Consider the following 24,116-nt stretch of genomic DNA (forward strand, 5'->3'; position numbering starts at 1 on the left):
CCTTGGTAAGTGTTGAGCCGGAGTATGGGCAGGCTTGCGTTGTTTGATAATCCGATCTAGATTGAACGGGTCGTTCAAAAAAGTGAACAATAGCCATGGAGTTCAACGATCTTGCCGCGTTCGTTTCGGTTGCTCGCGCGGGTGGCTTTCGCGATGCCGCCCGAACTGGCGGTGTCTCCGCGTCGAGCCTCAGCATTGCGGTGCGTCGCCTCGAATCGAAGCTCGGTTTGCGGTTGCTCAACCGGACCACACGAAGTGTGGTTCCGACGGAAGCGGGATTGCGTCTCATCGAAAGACTGACTCCGCTATTCAGCGAGATGGAAGCGGCGCTCGATGTCCTGAATACGTTCCGGGACAAACCGAGTGGGACGCTCAAACTCAACGTGCCATCGAGCGCCGCGCGCATCGTGTTGCCATCCGTCATTGCCGCGTTTCTGAAAACCTATCCGGACATTCGCGTGGAAGTCGTGGTTGAGGATGGATTTGTCGATGTGCTGTCGATTGGTTGCGATGCGGGCATTCGTTACGACGAACGACTCGAGCAGGACATGATTGCGGTTCCGATCGGGCCGCGCGTGCAGCGCTTTGCTACGGCGGCGGCGCCGTCTTATCTGGATGCGAACGGAAGACCAGATCATCCGGGCGAACTGCTTGCGCATGCATGTTTGCGCGGCCAGTTTGCGGGCGGCGCGAAGCCAACCTGGGATTTCGAACAGAACGGCGAAGTGGTACGGCTGGATCCTACGGGTCCGCTGCTCGTCAGACCGGGTGCAGCAGTCGATCTTGCGATCAGTGCGGCTGTTGCCGGCGTCGGTGTGATCCACCTGTTTGAGGACATGTTGCGTCCGCATCTGGATAGCGGCGCGCTTGAGCCGATTCTGGAGCCCTGGTGGCAGCGATTTTCGGGGCCGTTTCTCTACTATCCGGGACGTCGTCATCTGCCTGCGCCGTTGCGTGCCTTTGTCGATTTCTTGAAGGCTGACGTCGAGGTTGCGGGTGTGGTGCGTTAAACCGCGAGTGCTCTCGTTGGTTGTCGCTTGCTAAAGGGCCAGCGTTTTGTGCATGACTAGAAGCAGAAGAGCGCCTGACGAATCAGGCGCTCTTCCAGCGTGTCCGCTCCTTAAAGCGGTTTGCTTACGACATGCTTAAAGCACACGAAAATAAACGAGCCCGCGTATTGCCCAGCCCCGTAACCAGCTAGCGATGGCTACGGGAGGGGCCGTGGGCCAGCCACTCTTCGGCGGATCGGGCTCGGAGGCCGACGATACATATGCGTCGTTCTCCGCTTCGTCACGCGCTGTGTGCTGCCAGTATTCGTAAGGTTGAAAGATCCTCGTGAGCGGGAGGTGTACTGCGTTCCTTCCGCTGGCGTGGTGCTGTTCGGCTTCCCAACCTGTCGACCGCGCCGGACCTTTGGTCGGGTAGATCGCCTCATTCAAGTGGTTGGTGTGGTCGTGTGACGACTTGCTGTTTTCCATTTTTCATCTCCGTTGGTGATGCAGTGATGCCGGTAACGGAGACGCCATAAAAACAAAAGGCCTCGTCCGTATTCCCGGCGAGGCCCGTTGACTCCAATGCTGCAAATCTAACGCAAGCAGGCCTCCAGTGGCACGCCCAGACGGGCGCCCATGCGGTTGTACTTGGCGAAGGAGGAGGCGATTGGTGTCAACATTCGAGCAGTTTCGATGTGATTGCGTGCGTTGTCAACTGATGCGCTGTCGTTTGTTGACGACATTCGTGTGGATGGAAGTGTGGTTGATCGATATCGATCAAAGCCGCTTACGAAAGAAATAGCGCTCATACTCCCCCGCCATTTCAGTGAGACGCCCCCACTCGGCGTAACCGAGCTTTCGATAAAGCTCGGGCGCTTGAAAGCTGAGAGTATCGACGATCGCATGCTTGCAGCCACGCCGCTTTGCTTCCGTCTCAGCAGCGGACATCAATGCCGTTGCATGGCCGGACTTTCGATGTTGTTCATCGACCCACAGGAACGAAATGTCCAGATACTGCCAGTAGGTTTTGGCGGTCAGTCCGCCTATGATCTTGCCGTCGTCGTCCCGGACGAACACGCAAAGCGGTTGTACGTCACGTGGAGTGAAGCGTCTGTTATACGTTCGGGTTTGCTCGATGACGAAAGCCTCGTCGTCGACATCGGGGTGGTCTGTCAGATCAAGGTGCATGGTATTTTCTTCGTCGAAGACGAGGTCATTGTCACAGATTTTTTCGGCGCATTGAACATGTCATTCGACGTCACGGCATGAATCGCCGACAATCGACAGACGCGTGGAGCGTCAGGACGAGTGCTCCGAAAATCAAAAAACAATGCACACCTCCGAGAGTCTATCGCCGTGAATTCCGCGCAGTCGTTCTTCGACAACCTCAATCAAGACTATCTGACCATCCATCGCAGGGAAGGCGAACTGTACTGGTTAACTCACACGGGGCAGAGCGATGATCATGCGGGGCTTGCGGCTGCGTCACTGGAGCGCAAGCTGTTTACCGGCGACGCGTCGCGCCTCGCTCAGTGCAAGCATCATCTTGCTACGCTCGGCGCTAGCGCATCGCCATCGTCCGATGATGCGTTGATTAACGGATTGAAAGGTTGGGTTCGCGTTTTCGAAAGCAACGCGACGGGGAGCCAGCATGCGGAAGCTTTACTGAAGGAATTGACCGAACTGGATGCCGACCTGTATGCACGGCGGCAGACCTATGAGCTAAAACATATCGATGGATCAGGTGCGCGCGTATCGGCATCTCCCGCCGCGCTTCGTACCAACCTGGCGACGAATCACGACGAGGACGCGCGCAAGAGCTCACACGAGGCGCTGCATGGTCTCGAACGCTGGGTGCTTGAAAGCGGCTTCCTTGACATTGTGTCGAAGCGCAACGCGCTTGCCCGAGAGCTGGGTTTCGACGACTTCTTTGAATACCGTTTGCACGCGCGTAGCGGCATAACGTCAAAGCAACTATTCGCGGTCTTCGATCAGTTCGAGAAAATGACGCGCGAGTCGCATCGCGAATCGCAGCGGCGGCTCGTACAACAACATGGACCGCACGCGCTGTTGCCACACAATCTTATGTACCGGCTCCGCGGTCAGATGGCAGGCGGCGACGATCAGTATTTCCCGTTTGCCAAGGCGCTCGAGCGTTGGGCAGAGTCGTTCCGACGGATGGGTGTGTCGTATCGGGGCGCGCGCATCGAGATCGATATGCTCGACCGGCCAGGCAAGTTTCCAACGGGATTTTGCGTGGTACCCGGACCCAGCTATGTCGATGACGCGTCAGGCTGGATGCCGGCGGACATACGCTTCACGTCGACTGCACGCCCGGCACAGCCGGGTGCGGGATTGCAGGGTGTCAAGGTGCTCTTCCATGAGGCAGGGCACGCTGCGCATCTCGCGAACGTTGCCGGCAACTCGCCGTGTTTCGCGCAGGAGTTTGCTCCGACTACGCCGGCCTTTCTCGAGACGCAGGCTAAATTCTTCGACGCGTTGCCCGCCGATCCATGCTGGTTAAAACGCTATGCGACGGATCGCGACGGAAACTCAATGCCTGACTCGATGATTCAAGCGCGGCTGGAGACGCAGCAGGCGGCGCTTGCACATACGGAGCGTCGCGATCTGATTCCAACCTATCTCGAGGCAGCGTTGTATCGCATGAGCGATGAGGAGCGCACGCCCGAGCGGGTCATTGCTGTTGCTTGTGCGATCACCAACGATATCCTCGGCGTCGCGGATCATACGGACTATGTTCTTGCGATGCCCCACCTCGTGTTTCACGACATTGCGGTCTACTATCACGGCTATTTGCTAGCCAAGATGGCGGCGGCGCAAATGCGTGCCCATATGACGCGCAGGTTTGGATATATCGTGGACAACCCGGCTGTGGGCGCGCTGTTAGCGGAACACTGCTGGAAGGCAGGCAACAGCATTACGCTTGATGATGCGCTTGTCAGTCTGACTGGGGAATCGCTGTCAGCGGATTATCTAGCTGCGGAATGCAATCGCACTTCGACCGATGCATGGCGTCTTGCGGAGCAGGCGATGCGTGAGTTCGACTTGCGAGGTCAGGCGTCGTCAGCTAACGAACTTGATGCACGCATCTCTGTTGTTCATGGAAAGCAATGTGTTGCGACGAATGCGGTGTCGACTCAGTCGATGTTTGAGGATTTTGAGGCGTGGATTGGAAGACAATTGAATACCGATTGAGCTGTGCTCCAAAGACTGAAAACCAGATTCAACGCAGCGCGCTCTTTCGATGTTGGCGAAACGCGCATTGACGAAGGCCGCGCTTGGAGAGAATGAGCGGACTATCTGCAGATCACACGATTCGTATTCTTTGCTGCCTTGGGTGCAGTTATAGAGTGTGGCACGCATCGTCGCGATGTTTTCTGGAAGGTGATCGAAGCGCAGGTCACCTTTGAAGGAGACCGTGCAAGTTGAATTGCCACGTTGGTTTATCGAAAATTTCCCGGGTCTTGATCTATGAAATCCAGATACATATCCGTCATCTCATTGCTCGCGCTGGGGCTTGCCGGATACGTTCCTACAGGTCATTGCGCAAGCGATGTTTCCTCATTCGCCGGTCTCTACAGTTCGGCGCACACAGTCACGATCAACGGCGTCCGGACGCCGACCAATGGCTACATCGAGATCGATCGCGATGGTCGCATCGCGGCCTTTGAACAAGACGGCGAAGGCCCGATATCCGTTGGCAGTGGATGCTATAGGCCGGCAGTTGGAACAGCGACCAACGCGGGCCTGCAGGGGCGCATTCTGACGCCTGGCGTTTCGCCGCGTGGCGATGCCGTCTATCAAACACTCGCCGGTGACGGCGATACGTTCGGGATTCTGGTTGAGCCTGCCGCTAGTGGGGAGATGCGATGGTTCTTTCATTCCGGTAGGGGGAACAGTACGGTCACCATCAACGGAAAAAAGAATGTTGTTAATTCTGAAAACCAGTCGTCCTATTCCATTAGCGGGCCTGCGTTAGCTTCACCGACACCAGAGCAGTTGCGCAACATGCTTTGCCACGCAGATGCGGTAGACCCCGTACACGTTAAACCAGACCTCGTTTTCCATGCCCCGCAGCCGGGAGCCGATGCAATTCAGACCAGGCAGGATGCCACGGTCACTGCGGGCAATCCAGTTGCAGCAAGCAGCGTCCGCCAGGCGACTCCTATGGCGAACGGTGTCAATCCGTCACCTCTGGCAGCAACTCGACCGACTGCCACGTCAACGGTGTCCGATTATGCGGCGAGGGTTCAACTACGCGTGCGTCCAAACATCGTCTGGGATGGAACGGCTGTTCATGGCGAAACGGTGATCGAAGTGCATTGCACGTCTTCGGGCAAACTCGAGTCGGTGAAAATTGTTCGCTCAAGCGGTGACGGACGCTGGGACAGCGCAGCCCTCAGAGCGGTCAGCCAGTCTGATCCGATGCCGCTGGATGAAAACGGCAAGGCTCCCCAGTCATTTTCGATAACAATGAGGCCTGGTATTTGATTGGCTTTAGGCCCTCAGGTCACGAAGATCTGGAAAGCGAACCTTCACAGAAGCAAACATGCAGAAACGAATTCCTTGTCCGTTTCCCGAGAAGGTTGTGCACGTCGGAGAATTCGTCCGGCTAGCCGATCATTCGACGCATTGGCCCGGCCCGCCACTACAGAACTGTATCTGTCCCAGCCGCAACCCATAGCGATAATGATCCACACCATTAGAGAACCGTCGATCGAGCAAGGAGCCCAATGAACCGCCGCTACATCACCGCCGACGTCTTCACTGACGAAAAATTCAAAGGCAACCCGGTAGCGATCGTCCTTGATGCTGCCGGCTTGTCGACCAGTCAAATGCAGGCAATCGCGAACGAGTTTGCCTACTCCGAAACGACGTTCGTATTGCCTCCCCGCGATGCCGCCCACACGGCCTGGGTCAGAATTTTTACGCCGAGCCGCGAGATACCGTTCGCGGGACACCCGAACATCGGCACGGCATTTGTGCTTGCCGAAAAGGCGGCATCCAACCGGAACCCGTTGCCGGATCTGCTCGTCTTCGAGGAGTTAGCCGGTCTCGTTCCCGTCAATCAGTTGAAAGAGGGAGCGGTGGTGGTTGGCGCGGAACTCACTGCGCCAGAACCGTTAGCCCGACTGTCACACGTGTCCGCAAGCCGGGTGGCCGCGTGTCTCTCACTCGCCCCCGAAGATATTCAAACCGACGCGCATTCTCCACAGGTCGCTTCGGTTGGTCTTCCATTCCTCGTCGTTGAACTTGCCTCACGCGATGCACTACGGCGGTGTGTGCCGAATCTCGTCGAGTTCAAGAGCTTGCTGCCGATCGACGGCGCCGTGTCCATCTACGCCTATACACGCGACATCGATCACACCAGAGTCGGAGCCGACTGCGATTTGGAGGCACGGATGTTCACGCCGCGTATGACAGAAGATCCCGCCACAGGCAGCGCGACCGCAGCCACTGCCGCGCTCATCGCTGAGGTTCGGGGTTCAAAGGAACTGTCGTTGCGCGTCGCCCAAGGCGTCGACATGGGGCGCCCAAGCATCCTGTTAGCGACAGTCGACACGCAGGATGGTCATGCAAGGGTTCGCGTCGGCGGCAAATGCGTCAGCGTGATGGAGGGATCGTTCCAGCTCGTCGGCGAAGACTAGTTTCGGTTGCCGATCCTGCCGCGGTCGAAGGCGTGGCTATTGCAATCACGCCTTTGCCCCGACACTCTCCTTAAGCCGCGTACCAAGAAAATCGATAAACGTCCGCAGCTTAGGCGACAACCGATGTCGCTCCAGATACACCGCATAAATATCGGCATTCGGCAGCGCCCATTCGCCAAGCAGCAATTCGAGCGTACCGTCGCGTAGCGCATCGCCAATCTCCCACTCCGAACGCACCACGACCCCACGACCTTCAAGCGCCCAGCGCAATACAGCACTCCCGTCGTTGCTGCTTAGCGCGCCACGCACCTTGACGATCTCCGATTTCTTCCCACGCAGAAAATGCCAGTTGCCGTATGCCGAGTCGTTTTCGCGCAGCACGATGCAGTCGTGGTGCGCGAGATCGCGCGGCGCTTTGGGTGTCCCGCATCGTTTCAGATACGCCGGCGATGCACACACCAGACGCCGGTTTTCTACGAGCAGCCGTGCATTGATTCGCGCGTCGGGCACATCACCGAAGCGGATGCCGATGTCGAATGCCTGTTCCTGCAAGCTCACGGGCCGGTCGGTCAGGTGCAACTGGATTTCCATCGTCGGATAGCGTTCGACGAAAGCGGAAATAGCCGGCGCGATATGCGCGCGCCCAAAGCCGAACGAGGCATTGACCCGCAGCAACCCCGACGGCTCCGCGCGGCTACTCGTGACAAGCTGTTCAAGTTCGGCCAGCTCGGAGAGGATGCGCGACCCGTTGGTCAGATAAAGATCGCCTTCGGTGGTCAGGCTGATGTTGCGCGTCGTGCGGTTCAGCAGACGCACGCCGAGCCGGCGTTCGATCTGCGCAAGCCGCTTGCTCACCGACGGTGTGGTGACACCGAGTTCGCGGGCCGCGGCGGTAAGGCTGCCCTGGCGCATCACGAGTTCGAAGAAAGCCAGATCCGACACGCCGTCCATTGTTTCTCCCCGGGTAACAACGGTTTGCTTTCATCGAAACCATAACCTGAAAGGAAGCAATTAGACTAGGGGCAAAGGAGTCAGCAATGTTCAACGATTTTCAACCGGTGGCCGTCGAAGTCGACGGCATCACGATTCGCGCGGTGCGCGGTGGTCATGGGCCCGCGTTGTTGCTGTTGCACGGTCATCCGCAAACGCACGCGATCTGGCACAAGGTCGCACCGACGCTCGCGAAGCAGTTCACCGTCATTGCCGCTGATCTGCGCGGCTACGGCGACAGTAGCAAACCGCCCGGTCTGTCCGATCACAGTAATTATTCGAAGCGACGCATGGCGCAGGATCAGGTCGATCTGATGCGCTCGCTCGGTTTCGACAGCTTCGCGGTGATCGGTCACGATCGCGGCGGGCGCGTTGCGGCGCGGATGGCGCTCGATCACCCGCATACCGTCGAGCGGCTCGTCACGCTCGACGTTGCACCGACGTTAGCGATGTACGAGCAGACTTCGCTGGAATTTGCGCGTGCCTACTGGCACTGGTTTTTCCTCGTGCGCCCCGCGCCGTTTCCCGAAACGCTGATCCGCGCTGATGCCGATCTCTATCTGAAGCAGACCATCGGTGCGCGCAGTGCGGGCCTCAAGCCGTTCACGGGCGAGGCGTATGCCGAGTATCTGCGGTGCCTGCAAGATCCGGCGACCGCGCACGGCATCTGCGAGGACTATCGTGCGTCGATTGGGATCGATCTCGAACACGATCGCGCCGATCTTGCCGCGGGCCGGGAGATCGAGTGCCCGTTCGTCGCGCTATGGGGCGCCGATGGCGTGGTCGGGCAATGTTTCGATCCGCTCGCCGAATGGCGGCGCTGGAGCCGCGACGTCAGCGGCGCTGCGCTGCCGTGCGGCCATTACATCCCTGAGGAAGCGCCCGAAGTGCTGCTCGAGCGCGTGCTGCCGTTTCTGCAAGGTTTGTGATTCGCGCTCGCTCCGGCTGGCTTAAACACTCCGGAGCGAACCTGGCGCGTAACCGCTAGCGCTTGCGCCGCGCCCGCACCGCAGCCGCGAGCGTATTCAGCACCGGTTCCGTTTGCGCCCAGCCAAGGCACGCATCGGTAATCGACACACCGCGCCGCAGCGGCACATCGGGCTTCAAGTCCTGCCGCCCTTCCTCGAGATGGCTTTCGATCATCACACCGATAATGCGTCGATCGCCGTCCGACAATTGCGCCGCAACGTCCTGCGCGACATCGACCTGGCGCAGATGCGACTTGCCCGAATTCGCATGCGAGCAATCCACCATCACCTGTTCGGGCAAGCCGAGCGCACGCAGCGCGGCACAGCTTTCCTCAACCGACGCGCGATCGTAGTTCGGCCCTTTCTTGCCGCCGCGCAAAATGACGTGTGTGTCTTCGTTGCCGCGGGTTTCGAAGATGGCCGCCATGCCCATTTTCGTCATCCCCATGAACGCATGGCTCGCGCGTGCAGCGACGATTGCATCCGCGGCGATCTGGATGCTGCCGTCGGTGCCGTTCTTGAAGCCGATCGGGCAGCTCAGACCCGAAGCCAGCTGCCGATGGCTCTGGCTTTCGGTCGTGCGCGCGCCGATCGCGCCCCACGCGATCAGGTCCGCGATGAACTGCGGGCTCAGCAGGTCGAGGAATTCGGTGGCGGTCGGCAGGCCGAGCGTGCCGACGTCGAGCAGCAGTTGCCGCGCCGCGCGCAGCCCTTCGTTGATACGGAAGCTGCCGTCCAGACGCGGGTCGTTGATGTAACCCTTCCAGCCGACCGTCGTGCGCGGCTTTTCGAAGTACACGCGCATGACGATCAGCAGATCGTCGCGCAACTCGTCGGCGGCGGTTTTCAGCAGTCGCGCGTAGTCGATCGCCTGGTCGTGATCGTGGATCGAACACGGGCCGACGACGGCCACCAGCCGGTCGTCGCGACCTTTCAGCACGTCCGCAATCTCCCGGCGGCTGTGCTCGACGAGCGTCTGCAAGCTTGCCGGGACGGGGAGTTCGTCCAGCAGCAAGGCGGGTGAAATCAGCGGACGGACGGCGCCAATACGGGTGTCGTCGATACGCGTGGTGTCTTGGGTAGCGTCGGCAACGCCGACCTCCTGGTCATGCAACGGATTGTCGATGCGGCTCAAGTCAGTCTCCGGAATCCGCGTGGGGAAGGCCGTAATGGTACTCGCATCGGGTTACCCGGGCTGCGGACCGATATATTCAGTGGTATATTTCGCGGAACTGGGACCGAGGCGGTGCGGCTTATGAAGAACGCGTCTGCGCCGCTGTAACCGGCCTCGTCCTTGCAACCGGAACCGGATTCGGGATCGTCATGCAGGCTCCTCCGTTTCGTCTTGCCCGCACGCCGGGCCTCGGTCAGCTCAACGACAGCGCCGGTAGCTACCCGCGCCACGGCGACGCATGCTGCGCGCCTTCTTCCCGCTCCCAGACTCATTCCCCGAAACGCCGTACGCGGCTGTCGGAGCTCGATTCGCACCTGCATTGCTCGGTGATCGGCACGTGCCTGAGCACGCACGAGCTGCGCAAGCTGGTGCCGCGTTTCAAGGCACTGGACCGGCAGCGCGCCACCGACCTCGAAATCCATCACGCGGCCGTCGAACTGGCTATCGAAGGCGGTGAAGGCGGCAAGGCGCTGCACAAGGCGCTCGACGAGCGCTATGCGACGACGATCCGTCGTTTCGACAAGGCGACCGATCCGCAGACCGTGCTGGCGCTATGGAACGAGGCGCTCGCCAGTGGCGATATTCCGCCTGCATATTGGGCGCTGATCACGCATCCGCAGGCGACGCTCGATATCCGTCAGTCGGCATTCGGTGAACTGCACATGCTGTCGCATCTGGTCGGCGCCGCCAATCGCGCGGACATCCGGCGGCTCGTGGCGCTGGAGGAAGAGAACGCCGAGCTACGCAGCAAGGTCGAGCGTCAGCAGAGTCGTCTGCACGAGATGAGCACGCGGCACGACACACAGACGCGCGAACTGACCGCGCAGATCGCTCAGCTAGAGACACAGGCGCGTCAACCGCGCCCCGCTGATGACACCGCGCGCGAAGCCGAAGTCGCCACGCTGCGCGACGCGCTCGCCGCCCGCGATGCGCGTCTCGCGCTGCATACGAGCCGCCGCGAAGCCGCCGAACAGCGCGCCGCCGACGAGCAGGAGCGCGTAACCGTATTGCGCGCCACACTCGACGAAACGCTCGCGTTGCTCAAGACCGTGCAGGCCGAAGCCCACGCAATGGAGCGCACGCTGCAGGCCAGCGCCGCCGAACCAACCGATGCCGCCGCATCCGGCCGGCCGCAGTTCACGGGGCTGGAGGGCAAGCGCATTGTCTATGTGGGCGGCCGGCCGGGATCGAATGCGGTGATCCGGCGCATCGTCGAAACGGCGGGGGCGGTGCTGACCGTGCACGACGGCGGCGTCGAGGATCGCAAGGGGTTGCTGGCCGCGGCGTTACCGGGCGCGGATCACGTCGTGTTTCCAGTCGATTGCATCGATCACGATTCGATGAACATGCTCAAGCGGGTGTGCGAGCGTCACCAGGTTGTGTACTTTCCGTTGCGTACCGCTAGCGTGGCGAGTTTCGTCGAATGGCTGACGCGGACGGCTGAGCGCGACACGACGGGCCAGCCGCCTGCGTCGCGATTCTGCCTGCGGCACGGCTGAGCGCAGTCCAGTCGTTCTCAATCTCAGCGTTTGATAAACCGCGTCAATGCGGCGATCTGCTCGGAGCAGACCGTATAAGCCTGGTTTTCGATGTCGCGATACAGGCGAATGATCTCTTCGCCGACCGGCGTCAGCACACTGCCGCCACCGCTCTGACCGCCATGCTCGGAGACGGTAGCCGGCGACTTCAACGAGCGGTTCAGCTCATCCATCAGCAGCCATGCGCGCCGGTACGACATCTTGAGACTGCGCGCCGCGGCGGAAATCGAGCCGTGTTCGCGCACGGCTTCGAGCAGCGCAACCTTGCCCGGACCGAGTGCGATCGTATCCGCCTGCTGGATACGCATGCGGAAGCGGACCTCGGGTTTTGCGGTGGCCGGAATCTTCGGATCGTTGGTAGGTTTAGCCATGCGAGCAAGCATACACGATGCGATTCGCGGCACCGCGCGATGCGAGCAGGTGAACTGGCAGGTTTAGCGACCATCGGGGAAGCAGTGCCGGAAATCCTCGCAGCCGGGGCAACCGGGCGCGGGTCCCGGCACTGCGCCGGTCGATAGCGCCAGTTCGCGTGCCAGAAATTTCTTCCAGCGCAGGTTCTCGACGTTGCGTGCGACCAGCGCCGGAAAGTAACGCGTCAGCATCGCCGTGACGTCGTCGCGACCGCTCAGGCCGAGGTCGCGCCAGAGATGATCGGGTCGCAGGCATGCATGCGCGACGATGGCGGCGATGCATTGGGCGTCGTTGGTATCGATTGATGGCGGGACGTGGGTGAGTAGCAGGCGCGTGAGTGCGTCGACAAACGTCGCGTGAGCGGGGTTACTAGCAAGTCCTCTATACGCTGGAGAAACGAGCGGTGCGGCATGAGGAAAGTGGCGCTGGAACAGTGCGTGCATGTCGGCCGGTGTAAGGCCGAGCAGCATCGATTCGCCGCGGACTTCGCGTGCCGCGACGAGACGCGCGAACAGATACGTGTCGTTAGCGTGGTTTGAATCCGCGTGTGCCGAGAGTTCCGCGGCACGCGCAATACACGCACGCTCGATGTCGTGCGGTAGCGCGTGGCGATCGAGAGGCGCGGAGTCGGTCATGGTGTAGGTGCCCGGGGCGTATGCATGCAACGTCGAACGGACTGAGCCCGCACGATCTACAGCTGAACCGTCCGCGCGATGATGCGCGCAAGCCGCTTCACATGGCGCGGCGCCGGCAACGTATCTGCACCAGAGAACAGGATCGGTGCACCGTCCTCGACGGCGAGCGGCTGGCCGCCACACTCGTGTGCGATCAACGCCTGCTCGCCGATCGGCGTATTAAAGAGTTCATGCCACGAGAACGTGACCGCATAACCATCGTGCGCAACCGCGATGACGATCATCCGTTTGAAATCGCCAGGCTCGTCGCAGCGCAGACCGGCCTGGGCGATCAGATCTTTCAGCAGCACGCCCCGATAACGGTCGACGGGGCGGATAAAGCGGTTGGTCGTGAAGCAGCGTAGATCGAATGGTTGGGCGAGCACGCTGGGCAGTTGCCGCAACTGCTCGAGCGAGAACGACTGTGCGGAAACGACGTCGCCCGTCAGCGACACGGCGCTGCCGGTCGTGTCGGTTGCTGGGGCGGCCGTGCCGGTCGCCGTGTCTGCTGGACTCATCGTCGTCATCGTCGTTCCTCACGGGCCGGAGCAGCCGGCCGGTTGGTCGCTGTATGCGTCGATATATTACGCGCGGACGCGGAAGATCGCCGTGCGGCGACATGCGATACCCGTCATAGCGGTTTGCGTATCGCGCACGGCGGGTGTGAAGCGCAGCCCGCACCCGCTTACGTCGTCAGCGCACCTGACGCATGCAGCAGATCGGACCGCTTCCCGAAGCCGGCACATCGATGTCGCTGGGGCGCGTCATCCACGCAATCCAGGCAACCCACAAGGCGACCGCAAGGAAAGCGCCGATGTTCAGGTGCGTTTTGTAGCGAAGGATCAGTTGAAGAATCGAACGAGGTTCTTGTTTCATATGCGCCTCCAGGTCAGGCAACTTGTCGCGTGAAGCGACCAAAGATCATCCGGTCGGTGATCCACACGGCCAGCAGCGTTGCGCCCATCAATGGAAAAACGATGCCGAGCACAACGAGGCCGGTTTTCCAGCCGAACATCGGCGGCGCGGCACGTTCGCGTGAAGGCGCGCCGAGCGAGCGTTGCGGCCGGCGTTTCCACCACATCACGCAGCCGGTAACGGCCATACCCGCCAGCCCTAGCGAGATCGCGGCGCAGAGAATCTGGTTGGCAACGCCGAAATAGCGGCCCATATGCAACGACGTGCCGTAGGACACGGCTTTCGATACCGCACCGTAATCGCTGTAGCGGATATCTCTCAACACGGCGCCGCTGTACTGATCGATGTATAACGTGCGCTCATTTTGCGGATCGCCGGGAAAGTACGAGACGGTGTAGACGCCGGTTGCGGAGTCGGGCAACACGATGTTGTAGCCACTCGACACACCTAGCGAAGCCGCCAGCGCGACAATGCTGCCAAGCGACACTGTTTGTGCCGGGCGTGCATCGGCGGAGGCCGGCACGGGAGTGTTGCCGACCGCCCAGGGCGTCTGCGGCAAGGGCAGGTCGTCCATCACCATGCCCGGCATCGAAGCCATTTTCCCGTCCTGGGTGTCGTGTCCTGCGTGCGCTTCAGTCGTGCCGCCGGCGGTGGGCTCGCGCCCTGCAGGAACGCCAGGCATGACGGAGCGCAGCGCCAGGCCGCCCCACGTGCCCGGTGGCGAGCCGAGATTTGCGGCGTTCGCGAGCGCCTTGAACTGCTTGCCCCACGATCCCGTCCAGGGCAGGCCGCTCAGCACGAACACGACCGCACCGAGCGCGAGCCAGATGCCCATCACGGCGTGAACGTTCTTCCACAGTGGGCGCCCTTTGAGCGTAAAGCGCGGCACCAGTGCCGCGCGCGCCGTCGTTTTTTCGCGTGGCCACCAGAGGGCGATACCGGTGCCGATCATCACCAGCGTCCAGCAGGCGGCCAGTTCCATCAGCAGCTCGCCCGGTTTGCCGAGCAGCAGTTTGCGGTGAAGCATCCGGTCGACCTGCATGAAACGATGCTCGACGCTCAGCGTGCCCAATACTTCGCCGCTATAGGGGTTCAGATAGACGCTTTGTTTCTCTCCATCGGCGAGACGGAAGATGAACTCGCTGCTGCGATCAGGTGCACCCGCAATCACGGCGGTGACCGCGCGAGCGTCTGCCGGCATCGCTTTGCGTGCCTGCGCGAGCAGCGCGTCTTCGGTTAGGCGCGGCGTGGTTTGCGGTGCGACGATCAGACGCTGCGGATAAAGCAGCGGCTCGATCTGCGGCTGGAAACAGTACAACGTGCCGGTGATCGCAAGCACCACGAGAAAGGGCATCACAAAGAGGCCCGCGTAAAAGTGCCAGCGCCAGAGCGTCCGGTAGCCGGCATTTGCCGCGCCTGTCGCTGAGGTCGCGGGTTGAGCGATGATGGTGGACATTCAATCCTCCTGAAACATTGAACAGCCGATCGCGCGCTCCCTTTAGCGGGTGCGACGAAATACGCGATCAGAAACAATGACGGTCAGGAAACGGCAGGCGGGTCTCTGGGACGTCCGGACGGGAACGCACCGAGTGGCGTGAAGCGGGTGGAGAGGGCGGGCGGCGCAGTGCCGGCAATCGCGAAGGCGGCCGGCGGCGTGGTGGCCGCCAGCGTCGGCATGGCGACGTGATGTGCGAGCAGATGACAATAGCCACATGCACCGAAGGCATCGTCGTGGCTCAAATGAACCGGTGCCGGGTCGTTGTCACCGATATTACCGGTGTGACTGATTGCCGCACTGAGGTTGCGCGGCTGCAGGGCGGAACAGAGTGCGGCGATGGGTTCGTTCGCGCGTTGCGAAACCAGCAACTGACTCACGACCGGCGCGAACACGATGAGCCACATGGCGACGAGGCCAAGCCATGCGGTCATGCGGTTGCGGGAGTGTGGAGTCGTCATGATGGGCGGATGAACGCGGCGATTCTAGCACTCCAGAGCGACGTTCTCCGCCGCGTGCTTACTGATCGACGCCGATGATCACGCTCGACGCCTTGAAGATCGCTGCCGCCGGTTTGCCGCTTGCGAGTCCGAGCCGGTCGACGCTGTCGTTCGTGACGATCGCTGCAATCTGGGCACCACCCGGTGCGGCGATGATGACTTCGGCGTTAACGGCGCCCTTCGTCACCGACGCCACCGTCCCGGCGATGTAATTGCGTGCCGACACGCTGCTGCTGGTGGCGTCGACCATCACGATTACCGACGAAGCCTTGACGAGCGCGAAGGCCGGTTTGCCGGCCGCCAGCCCAAGCGACGTCGCGCTGCCGTGCGTGATGACGGCGACGATTTCGAGGCCGTCCTGGGTGCGCAGCGCGATTTCGTCGTTGACTGCGCCGGTCTTGACCTCGGTCACCTGACCGACAAAATGGTTACGGGCACTGGTTCGCATGGTGGTCTCCACAGATAAGGCCGCTGTCGAAAGCGAGCGGGCCTCGGTTAAAGATAGGCCACGAGTGTACCGGGAACCTGAAAGCTTGCGCACAGGCAGCCGTGATATGGTCCCTCGCGTGGCGCGTATAGCGGTGTATAGGCGCGCATCGAACACGCACAACGGGCGCAACGGGCCGATCGGCCCACGAACACGCAGGCAGAGCAACCATGATCGACATCGCACAGCAAATTGCAGCATTCAACACCGGGCGCGACCCCGAACGGCTCGCCATGAAATACAAGCTCATGCGCACGTCGCCGTTCGTCTTTCTGCGCGGCACGTGCCATCTATTCTATGCACGCCTGCCAGCCGGCAGCGTGCTCGATACCTCGCCCACCGTGTGGATCTGCGGCGACATGCATCTGGAGAATTTCGGCAGCTACAAGGGCGACAACGGGCTGATCTACTTCGACATCAACGATTTCGACGAGGCATGTCTTGCACCGAGCCTGTTCGAACTGATTCGTCTGCTTACTAGCGTGCTGGTCGGCGCCAGCGATCTGAACGTGAGCCGGGCTGAAGCGCTTGCGCTTTGCCATACCGCGGTCGATGCCTATGCGGCGGCGCTTTCCGTCGGCAAGGCGCGCTGGATCGAAGAGGAAACCTCGACGGGTATGGTCCGCGATCTGTTCGATGCGCTGCACGCGCGCACACGCGTCGATTACCTGAACCGGCGTTGCGAGTTGAAGGGCAAGCGCCGCGTGTTGCGTATCGACGGCAAGAAGGCTTTGCCCGTCGACGACAGCACGCGCGAAAAAGTCACGGCCTTCATGGACGATTTCGCGAGTCATCTGGAAACGCCGGGGTTCTACCGCGTGCTCGATGTTGCACGGCGCATTGCGGGTACGGGCAGTCTCGGTGTCGATCGCTACGTGATGCTGGTGGAAGGCAAGGGCTCGCCCGACGGCAACTATCTGCTCGATCTGAAGCAGGCGCTGCCTTCGTCGGTGGTGCCGCATGTGAAGACGAAGCAACCGAAATGGGCGAGCGAAGCGCAGCGCGTGGTTGCGGTTCAGCACCGCGTGCAGGCGGTATCGCAGGCGTTTCTGCACGCCGTCGAGCACGAAAAGCGGCCCTATGTGCTGCGCGGTTTGCAGCCGTCGGAAGATCGCGTTGCGCTGAGCAGTTGGGACGGCAAGCTGCCGCGTCTCGAAGCGGTGGTCAACAGCATGGCGGAACTGTGCGCATGGGCACAGCTACGCAGCGGCGGACGCGAAGGATCGGCGATTGCCGACGAACTGATCGCCTTCGGTAGCCGCAAGGACTGGCAGTTGCCGCTCATCGAGCTGGCCACGCAGTGCGAAGCGCAGATTGCCGCCGACTGGAAGACCTATTGCGATGCGTTCGATGGCGGTGCGTTTAAGGTCGACGTGAAGGCCTGATCAAGCGCTGCGTGCGCCCCTTGCGCTTTTTCAGCGGAGTTTCGACGCTCCACGCAAAGCGTCGCACCGTACCTACGCGCCCAGCAGCACACCGGTGCGGATCGGCCGCGTTCCCGTCACGCGTCCAAGCGGCGCACCTGCCGTCGCAAAGCGGATTGCGCGACGCATGTAGAACACGCCATCGGTGTGACTATGCAGCGTGGTCGTTGCATCGGTAAGCGGATCGACAATGTCGAATAACGGATCGCCCGCGCGGATCGTGGCGCCGATCGGCGCGCGATGCACGACGATCCCGCTCGTCGGCGCATAGAATTGCTCGCTGCCTGCGAGCGGCGTCGCGAGGGTCAGCAACGGCGGCAGCGGTTTAGCCGTGCCGCGGATAGCACCACGCGCGCGCAGAAATTCGATGATTGCGTCAGCGTCCTGTTGCGCGATCTCGTAGGTCACATCGCGCTGACCACGACACTCGATCGTCGTCGCGATCGCCCCGGTGGCGAGCGGCGTGCCCTCCGGCAGATGCTGCTGCAAGGTCCACCAGCACAGGCTGTGTGCTTCGTCGAAGGCCTGGCCGCCGGAGTCGGTGGCGAGCAGCGATGCTTCTGCGCCCAGATAGCGCGCGAGCGGTTCGAACTCCGGCCACGCCACTTCGCTCGTATAGAGATGCATCGCGGCTTCGAGCGAGCAATGCAGATCGATGACGACGTCCGCATCCACCGACAACGCAAGCAGCGTGCGCTGCAGCGATTCGTATTCCGTTAGCGGTTGAAGCGCGGCGAGCGCATCGCGCAGCACGCTGCGGATGAGCGCCTTATTGCGTTGCGCGTCGTCGCCGAACTGCTCACGCGCATTGCCGGCGAGTTTCGCCAGATCGACGAAGTGTCGATTGAAGTTCTTGCCGCTCGCCAGATCGAAGCGACCGATAAATTGTCCGAGCACGTACTGCGCGAGTCCAACCGGATTCGCGACCGGCACGAGCACGATTTCAGAAGCAAGCGCGCCGTCGGCTTCGAGCTGCTCAAGACGGCGGCGCAGCAGGACGCTGACGAGCATCGCCGGCGTTTCGTCCGCGTGCAGCGACGACTGGATGTAGATCTTCTCGCCGTCGCCGGGCGTGCCGAAATGGAAGCTCGTGATTTCGCGCCGCGTGCCGACGGCAGGCGACAGAAGCGGAGTGGTGTGCTGGCGCATAAGGTGTGAGGAATGGAGTGAAGATGAACGGTGACTTAATCGCCGTACGGATCGAAATCGAAGTAACGCTGCGCGATCTGCTTATAGGTACCGTCTTTGCGTATCGCCGCGATGGCGTCGTCGAGCGAGGCCTTCAACGCGGTGTCGTCCTTGCGCAGACCGATGCCGGTGCCGTGGTCGCCCATCGATAGCTGCGGTCCGACGAACGCAAAACCCTTGCCGGCCGGCGTGCGCAGAAAGCCGATATCGGCTTCGACCCAACCGAGCAGCGCGCCGTCGAGCCGGCCGTTGCGCAGATCTTCGAACACCTGGTCCTGGCTCTTGTACGCGATCACCTGAGCGCCACCCGGCGCCCAGTGCGCGAGCCCGTAGGTTTCGAACTGCGTACCTGTCTGCACGCCGATGCGCTTGCCCGCGAGCGCGGCCGGATTGGCGGCGAGCGGCGAGCCTTGCGCCGCAATCAGACGCGACTTGAACTGGAACAGCTTCGACGAAAACGCAATAGTCTGCATGCGCTTGTCGGTGATCGCCATCGACGACAGGATCGCGTCGATCTTGCGTGCCTGCAACGCGGGGATCATCCCCGAGAACTCCATCTCGACCCACGTGCATTTCGCGTGCATCCGGCGGCACAGCTCGTTGCCGAGATCGACGTCGAAACCTTTGAGGCTGCCGTCAGGCGCCTTGAAATCCATCGGCGGGTAAGTCGGATCGATGCCGAGACGGATTTCGCCGGGGTCGCGCGCGAACGCCGCGGGACTGACGCCGCCGCAAAGCGCGACCACGATGGCCGCGAGCGCAAGCAGATTTTTTCTCATGGGGTCTCCGGAGCAAAACGGGGCACGGGGGGTACGAGGCGAGTGGTTGCGCTGCGCACATGGTAAAGCGGCGCGGCGCCGGGTCGAAGACCTCTTCGGACTATCGTGTTCACTTTTTTCGATCGCGGGTCGGCGGTGTCGCTCATGCCTTCCCGGTGCGCGGGCGCCTTATTGCTATCGATTTTGCTATCGGTTGAGCGCGAGCGACAGCGATAACGCCAGCCGCCCGGTCTCGACATCCATCGTGTTGCGCAGCGGCGGCGCGCGAAAGGTCTCGAGCGCTGCACGTTGCCCGGGCGTACCGATGTCCAGTTGCGCAAGCAGTTCGGCGACGAGCGCATACAGAACTGTCTTGTTACCGTCTTCGACTTTCACCGCGATTCCGAGCGCACCGCTTGCACCGTGCCGCGCCGTCTGCGCCGACGCGCGCACGCCGACCGCGTAGCTCGCTTCAGCGCCGACCTTGCCAACCAGCGCACCGCCGAACGACTGCATCAGCAGCGTGCAGAAGCGGCCTTCGCCGGCGACCAGTTCCGGGTAAGTCGTCATCGCGCGGTAGATGCGCGCGAGCGCGGCGGTGCGCGCGTCGCGCTCTGTCCGATCGGTTGCGTCCGCAAGCTTCGCGTAAAGCCGCGCAAGCCGGTCGAGCGGAAAAGCCGGCGTAGGCAGATTGCAACCATCGATGCTCCACTGCACCGCCGTGTCGGGCAGATCGCATAGCTCGGCCATCGTGTGCCGCACGCGAACCTGCAGCGGATGCGCGGGAAGGTGATAATCGACCATCGATACACCGAGCGCCTGCGCCGCCGCGAGCATGCCGACATGCTTGCCCGAGCAGTTGCTGCATACAGCGCCCGGTTCGAAATCGCGCTTGATCCACGCGCGGTAGACGTCGTCGGATAGCGGCGGATGGCCGCCGCAGCGCAGATCGGTTTCGCTTGCGTGCGCCTTGGCTAGCATTTGCTGCGCGCGTTCGATGTGCCGGTCCTCGCTGTTGTGCGACGCGCACATCAGCGCGAGATCGGCGTCGTCGAAGCCGTAGCGCTCCAGCGCGCCGGTTTCGACGACGGCGAGCGCCTGCGCGGGCTTGGCCGCCGAACGCGCCAGCGTGACTCGTGCCGGATCGCCGAAGCTGTAGAGCAGACGGCCGGCGGCATCGGTCACGGCAACATGGGCGACGTGGGTGTTTTCGACTGCGTCGCCGCGGTAGACGGTGGCGGCGACGGGCGCGGCGGTGCGAGCGGTCATCGGCGGTGTTCCGGAAATGTGAATGGCATACGCATTGTACGGACTCGGCGCATTGCGCTCGTGCGTGTGGATCTTGACCAGAACGCAACCGACGCGGAATAAAACCGGCCCGCATTGCGTTCTGCAAGGACTGCGGCACATCGCAGACGCTTTCACGCGACAAGAATTTCCGCCCAACCTTACATTTCGACAGCGAAGCGCCATGATTTCTCAAACCAGTCCCGAACTTTCCGCGCAGCAGCTCGATGCCGACGCGCCGTCGCGTTATACGCGCACGGCGATGGCGCTGCACTGGATCATCGCGGTCCTGATTCTCTGCAACGTGGCGCTGGGTCTGAGCGCAGACTGGTTGCCCGACGACTGGGTGCGTCCAGTCATCGATACGCACAAATCGATCGGCATCACGGTGCTCGGCCTCGCGCTGCTGCGCATTCTGTGGCGCATCCGGCACCGGCCGCCCGCGCTGCCGCTGTCGTTCCCGCGCTGGGAGCGCGGCGCTGCACACGGCGCGCACATCCTGCTGTATGTGCTGATGATCGGCTTACCGCTATCGGGATGGCTGCACGATTCCGCGTGGAAAGACGCGGCTGCCCATCCGATGCATCTCTTCAACCTGGTGCCGTGGCCGCGTATCGGCTACATCACGCATCTCGATCCCGTGCTGAAGGAAACGCTGCACGACCGCTTTGGCGCGCTGCACGTGTGGCTCGGTTATGGGCTTTATGCGCTGCTGGCGTTGCATATCGGCGGTGCGCTGAAGCATCAATGGATCGACCGGCATTCGGTTCTCAAACGCATGGTTCCCTGACGGCAAGACGCACCGCCCGATCGAACATCACCCCCATCGACGTAACGAGTGAGCAACTTGAAGACTTCTCTGGAACAGGCGCTGGCAGCCGCCTCGCCGCGCATCGTGCCGCGCCCCGTCACTCTGACGGGGCTGCTGATACACGGCAGCGTAGGAGCGTTGTGGCTGATCCTGTTTGCCCGGGCGTTTTTTCTGCATGGCGTCGTGGCCTGGTCCACGGGGCTGGCGTATGTGATCTACGACACGCTGCTGCTGATCTTCGTCACGCTAAAGACGTTGCCGCTTGCGCGCGGCGATGTGAAGCCGCCGGTCGCTGCCTTTAGCGAAGACGAGTTGCCTTCGATGGGCGTGCTCGTCGCCGCACACAACGAAGCGTCCGTGTTGCCGAGCACGCTCGCGGCGCTGTTAAGACAGACGCAAGGCCCCGCGCAGATCGTGATAGCCGATGACGGTTCGAGCGATGGCACGCAGGAGCTGCTCGTGCGCGAATTCGGCTTGATCGCGCCGCGCGAGGGCGAACTGAGCGCACCGAGTACGCGCTATCCGAATCTCTACTGGTTACGCGTCCCACACGGCGGCAAGGCGCGTGCGCTGAATGCAGCGATCACGCTGGTGTCGACCGACACGGTGATGACCGTCGACGCAGACACGCTGCTAGCCGACGACGCAACCTTGGCGATGCGGCGCGCGTTTGCGCAGTATCCGCGTGTCGTCGCGGCGGCGGGCGTGATCGTGCCGGTGTGCGGCAAGACCGTATCGGGGCGTTTGTTCCAGTGGTTCCAGACCTACGAGTACATGCGCAACTTCATCGCGCGTTTTGCGTGGATGCGTGCCGATAGTCTGCTGCTGGTGTCGGGTGCGTTTGCCGCGTTTCGTCGCGATGCGCTGTTGACGGTCGGCGGGTTCGATCCGCAGTGCCTCGTCGAAGACTATGAGTTGATCCATCGGTTGCGTCGCTACTCGGTGGATCACGGGCTCGACTGGGATGTGCATGTCGTGGGCGACGCGCACGCGCGCACCGACGCGCCGGCCACACTCGGCACGTTTTTACGGCAACGTCGCCGCTGGTTTGCGGGCTTTCTGCAGACGCAATACTGGAATCGCGACATGACCGGCAATCCGCGCTACGGCACGCTTGGCATGTTGATGCTGCCGGTCAAGGCGTTCGATACGATGCAGCCGGTTTACGGGCTGACCGCGGTCGCGTTGCTGTTCGGTTTTGTGTTCGGCGGACACGGTGGGATCGTGCTGTCGATCTTCAGCGTGATCGGTCTCAAGACCGCGCTCGATCTCGCGTTCTATCTATGGTGCGTGCATCTGTATCGTCGCTGGACCGGCGATCGCGCGAACTCGAGTTTGTGGGCGGCGACTGCCGCTGCGATCACCGAGCCGTTCACGTTCCAGTTACTGCGCCACACTGGAGCGGTGCTCGGCTGGTTGCATTTTTTGCGCGGCGGACGCTCGTGGGGCAAGCAGCATCGCTCGGGGTTGGTCGCGGGCGGCGATTGATCTGATCGACGCGAATTTTTACGCGTCGCCGCAGCGACGGATCGACGCTGCCGGCGTTGCCGCTACTTACCCAGTTCGTGCCCGATAATGCCGCCCGCCACGGCGCCGCCCACGGTGCCGACCGCGCTGTGATTCGTTGCTTCGTTGCCGATCACACCGCCCGCTGCTGCGCCACCTAGCGTGCAGCCTGCCACGAGCGGCGTCAGAACGGCGGCGGCCGTCACACTGATCCATCTGATTCGATTCCACATAGCGAACTCCGTAGGAAAAGCGGGTACCAAAGGGAGTAGCAAGCGGTGTGCCGTGCCGATCTCCGGCGTCGAACCCCGTTTGCCTGGCTCCGTTCCGCTTGCTAGACTCCGATCGCAATCCACCCAACCGCATTTGCCCGACGCGTCGGATCCTGGACTAATCACGGAGACTTCATGACTTACATGCTGCTCATCGTCGAACCCGCCGACCAGCGCAACGATCGCACCGAAGCGGAAGGGCGCGTGCTGTACGACCGCATGCTTGCCTATGGCGCCGATCTCCAGTCACGCGGGCTTTTGCTTGAAGCGCAGTCGCTGGCGTCGACGAAGCAGGCCGCGCGGTTGCAGGTGCGTAACGGCGAACGAAGACTGGTGGATGGTCCGTTTGCCGAGGCGAAGGAAATGGTCGGCGGATTCTTCCTGCTCGATTGCGCGACCCGCGCCGAAGCGCTCGAAATCGCCGCCACCTGCCCAGCCGCCGAGTGGGCGACCATCGAGGTCCGCGAAGTCGCTCCCTGCTACAAATAAACGTCGTATCGCGTCGCGACCAGGTATTTACCCTGATCTCGTCGTTCCATGTCGATCTCGCAGTTCGCCGTTCGTCGTGTCGGTAAGGAGCCAGCAAACGGTTCCTCCCACTGACAACCCAACGGAGAGATTGCGATGCGTTTCATGATGATGATCAAAGCGAGTGCAACGAGCGAAGCCGGCGTCATGCCGTCCGAAGAGTTGATCGCTGCCATGACGACCTATCACGAAGAACTCGCGAAGGCCGGTGTGCTGCTCGATGCCACTGGCCTTCAGCCGAGTTCCACGGGCTGGCGCATCCAGTATTCGAATGGACAGCGCCGGGTGGTCGACGGACCGTTCGCCGAAACGAAGGAACTGATTGCCGGTTACACGCTGATCCAGGTGCGCTCGCGCGAGGAAGCGATGGAATGGGCGCGGCGTTTTCCCGCGCCGTTCGGCGAACTGGCCGACGGCGAAATCGAAGTGCGTCAGATTTTCGAACTCGATGACTTCGGACCGAGCGATGCGGTAGATCGTTTTCGCAAGCTCGACACCGTTCATCATCAGGCGGCAGCGAACTGAGGAG

The 24,116-nt window shown here is 61.8% G+C and carries 25 protein-coding genes; 11 read left to right on the forward strand and 14 right to left on the reverse strand.

The window, feature by feature from the left end; all coding sequences use genetic code 11:
- The first annotated feature begins 95 nt into the window (after positions 1-95).
- Positions 96-1,010, forward strand: coding sequence for a LysR family transcriptional regulator (locus tag M0D65_RS18125; RefSeq protein ID WP_266253910.1), 915 nt, complete (start codon positions 96-98; stop codon positions 1,008-1,010).
- Positions 1,011-1,769: 759 nt separating this feature from the next.
- Here M0D65_RS18125 and M0D65_RS18130 read toward each other — a convergent pair.
- The gene (locus M0D65_RS18130) at positions 1,770-2,180 is read right to left on the reverse strand and encodes a GNAT family N-acetyltransferase (RefSeq protein WP_266253911.1); all 411 of its coding nucleotides are present in this window, start codon (positions 2,178-2,180) and stop codon (positions 1,770-1,772) included.
- 168 nt (positions 2,181-2,348) lie between these two features.
- On the opposite strand from M0D65_RS18130, the gene M0D65_RS18135 reads away from it, so the two are divergent.
- From M0D65_RS18135 to M0D65_RS18145, 3 genes are all read left to right on the forward strand, one after another.
- Complete coding sequence (locus M0D65_RS18135; protein ID WP_266253912.1) at positions 2,349-4,208, forward strand: M3 family metallopeptidase; 1,860 nt, start codon at positions 2,349-2,351, stop codon at positions 4,206-4,208.
- A 276-nt stretch (positions 4,209-4,484) separates the two neighbouring features.
- The gene (locus M0D65_RS18140; protein ID WP_266253913.1) at positions 4,485-5,504 is read left to right on the forward strand and encodes an energy transducer TonB; all 1,020 of its coding nucleotides are present in this window, start codon (positions 4,485-4,487) and stop codon (positions 5,502-5,504) included.
- A gap of 242 nt (positions 5,505-5,746) precedes the next feature.
- Complete coding sequence (locus tag M0D65_RS18145; RefSeq protein WP_266253914.1) at positions 5,747-6,661, forward strand: PhzF family phenazine biosynthesis protein; 915 nt, start codon at positions 5,747-5,749, stop codon at positions 6,659-6,661.
- A 45-nt stretch (positions 6,662-6,706) separates the two neighbouring features.
- Here M0D65_RS18145 and M0D65_RS18150 read toward each other — a convergent pair whose 3' ends face one another.
- Positions 6,707-7,612 (reverse strand): LysR family transcriptional regulator, encoded by a 906-nt coding sequence (locus M0D65_RS18150; protein ID WP_266253915.1) that lies wholly within the window; start codon positions 7,610-7,612, stop codon positions 6,707-6,709.
- Between the two features lie 86 nt (positions 7,613-7,698).
- Here M0D65_RS18150 and M0D65_RS18155 point away from each other — a divergent pair, with 86 nt between their 5' ends.
- A complete protein-coding gene (locus M0D65_RS18155; protein ID WP_266253916.1) occupies positions 7,699-8,580 on the forward strand; it encodes an alpha/beta fold hydrolase in 882 nt (293 codons plus the stop codon).
- A 55-nt stretch (positions 8,581-8,635) separates the two neighbouring features.
- Here the strand turns inward: M0D65_RS18155 and M0D65_RS18160 are convergent, their stop codons facing one another.
- Positions 8,636-9,754 (reverse strand): 3-deoxy-7-phosphoheptulonate synthase, encoded by a 1,119-nt coding sequence (locus tag M0D65_RS18160; protein WP_091011778.1) that lies wholly within the window; start codon positions 9,752-9,754, stop codon positions 8,636-8,638.
- A 188-nt stretch (positions 9,755-9,942) separates the two neighbouring features.
- Here M0D65_RS18160 and M0D65_RS18165 point away from each other — a divergent pair, with 188 nt between their 5' ends.
- Entirely contained in the window at positions 9,943-11,292 is a 1,350-nt protein-coding gene (locus M0D65_RS18165) for a DUF2325 domain-containing protein (RefSeq protein WP_266253917.1), read from the forward strand.
- 23 nt (positions 11,293-11,315) lie between these two features.
- On the opposite strand, the gene M0D65_RS18170 is transcribed toward M0D65_RS18165, so the two are convergent.
- From M0D65_RS18170 to M0D65_RS18200, 7 genes are all read right to left on the reverse strand, one after another.
- A complete protein-coding gene (locus M0D65_RS18170; RefSeq protein WP_245811480.1) occupies positions 11,316-11,702 on the reverse strand; it encodes a winged helix-turn-helix domain-containing protein in 387 nt (128 codons plus the stop codon).
- Between the two features lie 63 nt (positions 11,703-11,765).
- Positions 11,766-12,377 carry a nitrogen fixation protein NifQ gene (locus M0D65_RS18175; RefSeq protein ID WP_266253918.1) on the reverse strand — a complete coding sequence of 204 codons (612 nt, stop codon included), beginning with the start codon at positions 12,375-12,377 and terminating at the stop codon, positions 11,766-11,768.
- A 56-nt stretch (positions 12,378-12,433) separates the two neighbouring features.
- A complete protein-coding gene (locus M0D65_RS18180; RefSeq protein ID WP_266253919.1) occupies positions 12,434-12,934 on the reverse strand; it encodes a molybdopterin-dependent oxidoreductase in 501 nt (166 codons plus the stop codon).
- 175 nt (positions 12,935-13,109) lie between these two features.
- Positions 13,110-13,292 (reverse strand): hypothetical protein, encoded by a 183-nt coding sequence (locus M0D65_RS18185; RefSeq protein ID WP_266253920.1) that lies wholly within the window; start codon positions 13,290-13,292, stop codon positions 13,110-13,112.
- Between the two features lie 13 nt (positions 13,293-13,305).
- Positions 13,306-14,787 carry a PepSY domain-containing protein gene (locus M0D65_RS18190; protein ID WP_266253921.1) on the reverse strand — a complete coding sequence of 494 codons (1,482 nt, stop codon included), beginning with the start codon at positions 14,785-14,787 and terminating at the stop codon, positions 13,306-13,308.
- An 83-nt stretch (positions 14,788-14,870) separates the two neighbouring features.
- Positions 14,871-15,287, reverse strand: coding sequence for a DUF2946 domain-containing protein (locus M0D65_RS18195; protein WP_266253922.1), 417 nt, complete (start codon positions 15,285-15,287; stop codon positions 14,871-14,873).
- A 58-nt stretch (positions 15,288-15,345) separates the two neighbouring features.
- Positions 15,346-15,774, reverse strand: a complete 429-nt coding sequence (locus tag M0D65_RS18200; protein WP_091011771.1) for a molybdopterin-binding protein — start codon at positions 15,772-15,774, stop codon at positions 15,346-15,348.
- A 209-nt stretch (positions 15,775-15,983) separates the two neighbouring features.
- Here M0D65_RS18200 and M0D65_RS18205 point away from each other — a divergent pair, with 209 nt between their 5' ends.
- Positions 15,984-17,198, forward strand: a complete 1,215-nt coding sequence (locus M0D65_RS18205; protein ID WP_266253923.1) for a DUF2252 domain-containing protein — start codon at positions 15,984-15,986, stop codon at positions 17,196-17,198.
- Between the two features lie 72 nt (positions 17,199-17,270).
- Here M0D65_RS18205 and M0D65_RS18210 read toward each other — a convergent pair whose 3' ends face one another.
- The 3 genes from M0D65_RS18210 to M0D65_RS18220 form a co-directional block, all read right to left on the reverse strand.
- Positions 17,271-18,386, reverse strand: a complete 1,116-nt coding sequence (locus M0D65_RS18210; RefSeq protein ID WP_266253924.1) for a succinylglutamate desuccinylase/aspartoacylase family protein — start codon at positions 18,384-18,386, stop codon at positions 17,271-17,273.
- A gap of 35 nt (positions 18,387-18,421) precedes the next feature.
- On the reverse strand, positions 18,422-19,204 hold the full coding sequence (locus M0D65_RS18215) for a transporter substrate-binding domain-containing protein (protein WP_266253925.1): 783 nt from the start codon (positions 19,202-19,204) through the stop codon (positions 18,422-18,424).
- Between the two features lie 186 nt (positions 19,205-19,390).
- Positions 19,391-20,452, reverse strand: a complete 1,062-nt coding sequence (locus M0D65_RS18220; RefSeq protein ID WP_266253926.1) for an asparaginase — start codon at positions 20,450-20,452, stop codon at positions 19,391-19,393.
- A gap of 202 nt (positions 20,453-20,654) precedes the next feature.
- Between M0D65_RS18220 and M0D65_RS18225 the strand changes: the two genes are divergently transcribed.
- Both M0D65_RS18225 and M0D65_RS18230 read left to right on the forward strand, forming a co-directional pair.
- Complete coding sequence (locus tag M0D65_RS18225; RefSeq protein ID WP_266253927.1) at positions 20,655-21,260, forward strand: cytochrome b; 606 nt, start codon at positions 20,655-20,657, stop codon at positions 21,258-21,260.
- A gap of 57 nt (positions 21,261-21,317) precedes the next feature.
- On the forward strand, positions 21,318-22,769 hold the full coding sequence (locus tag M0D65_RS18230) for a glycosyltransferase family 2 protein (protein WP_266253928.1): 1,452 nt from the start codon (positions 21,318-21,320) through the stop codon (positions 22,767-22,769).
- Between the two features lie 62 nt (positions 22,770-22,831).
- On the opposite strand, the gene M0D65_RS18235 is transcribed toward M0D65_RS18230, so the two are convergent.
- On the reverse strand, positions 22,832-23,020 hold the full coding sequence (locus M0D65_RS18235; RefSeq protein ID WP_266253929.1) for a glycine zipper 2TM domain-containing protein: 189 nt from the start codon (positions 23,018-23,020) through the stop codon (positions 22,832-22,834).
- Positions 23,021-23,194: 174 nt separating this feature from the next.
- On the opposite strand from M0D65_RS18235, the gene M0D65_RS18240 reads away from it, so the two are divergent.
- Both M0D65_RS18240 and M0D65_RS18245 read left to right on the forward strand, forming a co-directional pair.
- A complete protein-coding gene (locus M0D65_RS18240) occupies positions 23,195-23,548 on the forward strand; it encodes a YciI family protein (RefSeq protein ID WP_091011765.1) in 354 nt (117 codons plus the stop codon).
- 135 nt (positions 23,549-23,683) lie between these two features.
- Complete coding sequence (locus tag M0D65_RS18245; protein ID WP_266253930.1) at positions 23,684-24,112, forward strand: YciI family protein; 429 nt, start codon at positions 23,684-23,686, stop codon at positions 24,110-24,112.
- The last annotated feature ends 4 nt before the right edge of the window (positions 24,113-24,116 follow it).

It is taken from the genome of Paraburkholderia sp. CHISQ3 (genome assembly GCF_030464945.1).
Taxonomy (GTDB): domain Bacteria; phylum Pseudomonadota; class Gammaproteobacteria; order Burkholderiales; family Burkholderiaceae; genus Paraburkholderia; species Paraburkholderia megapolitana.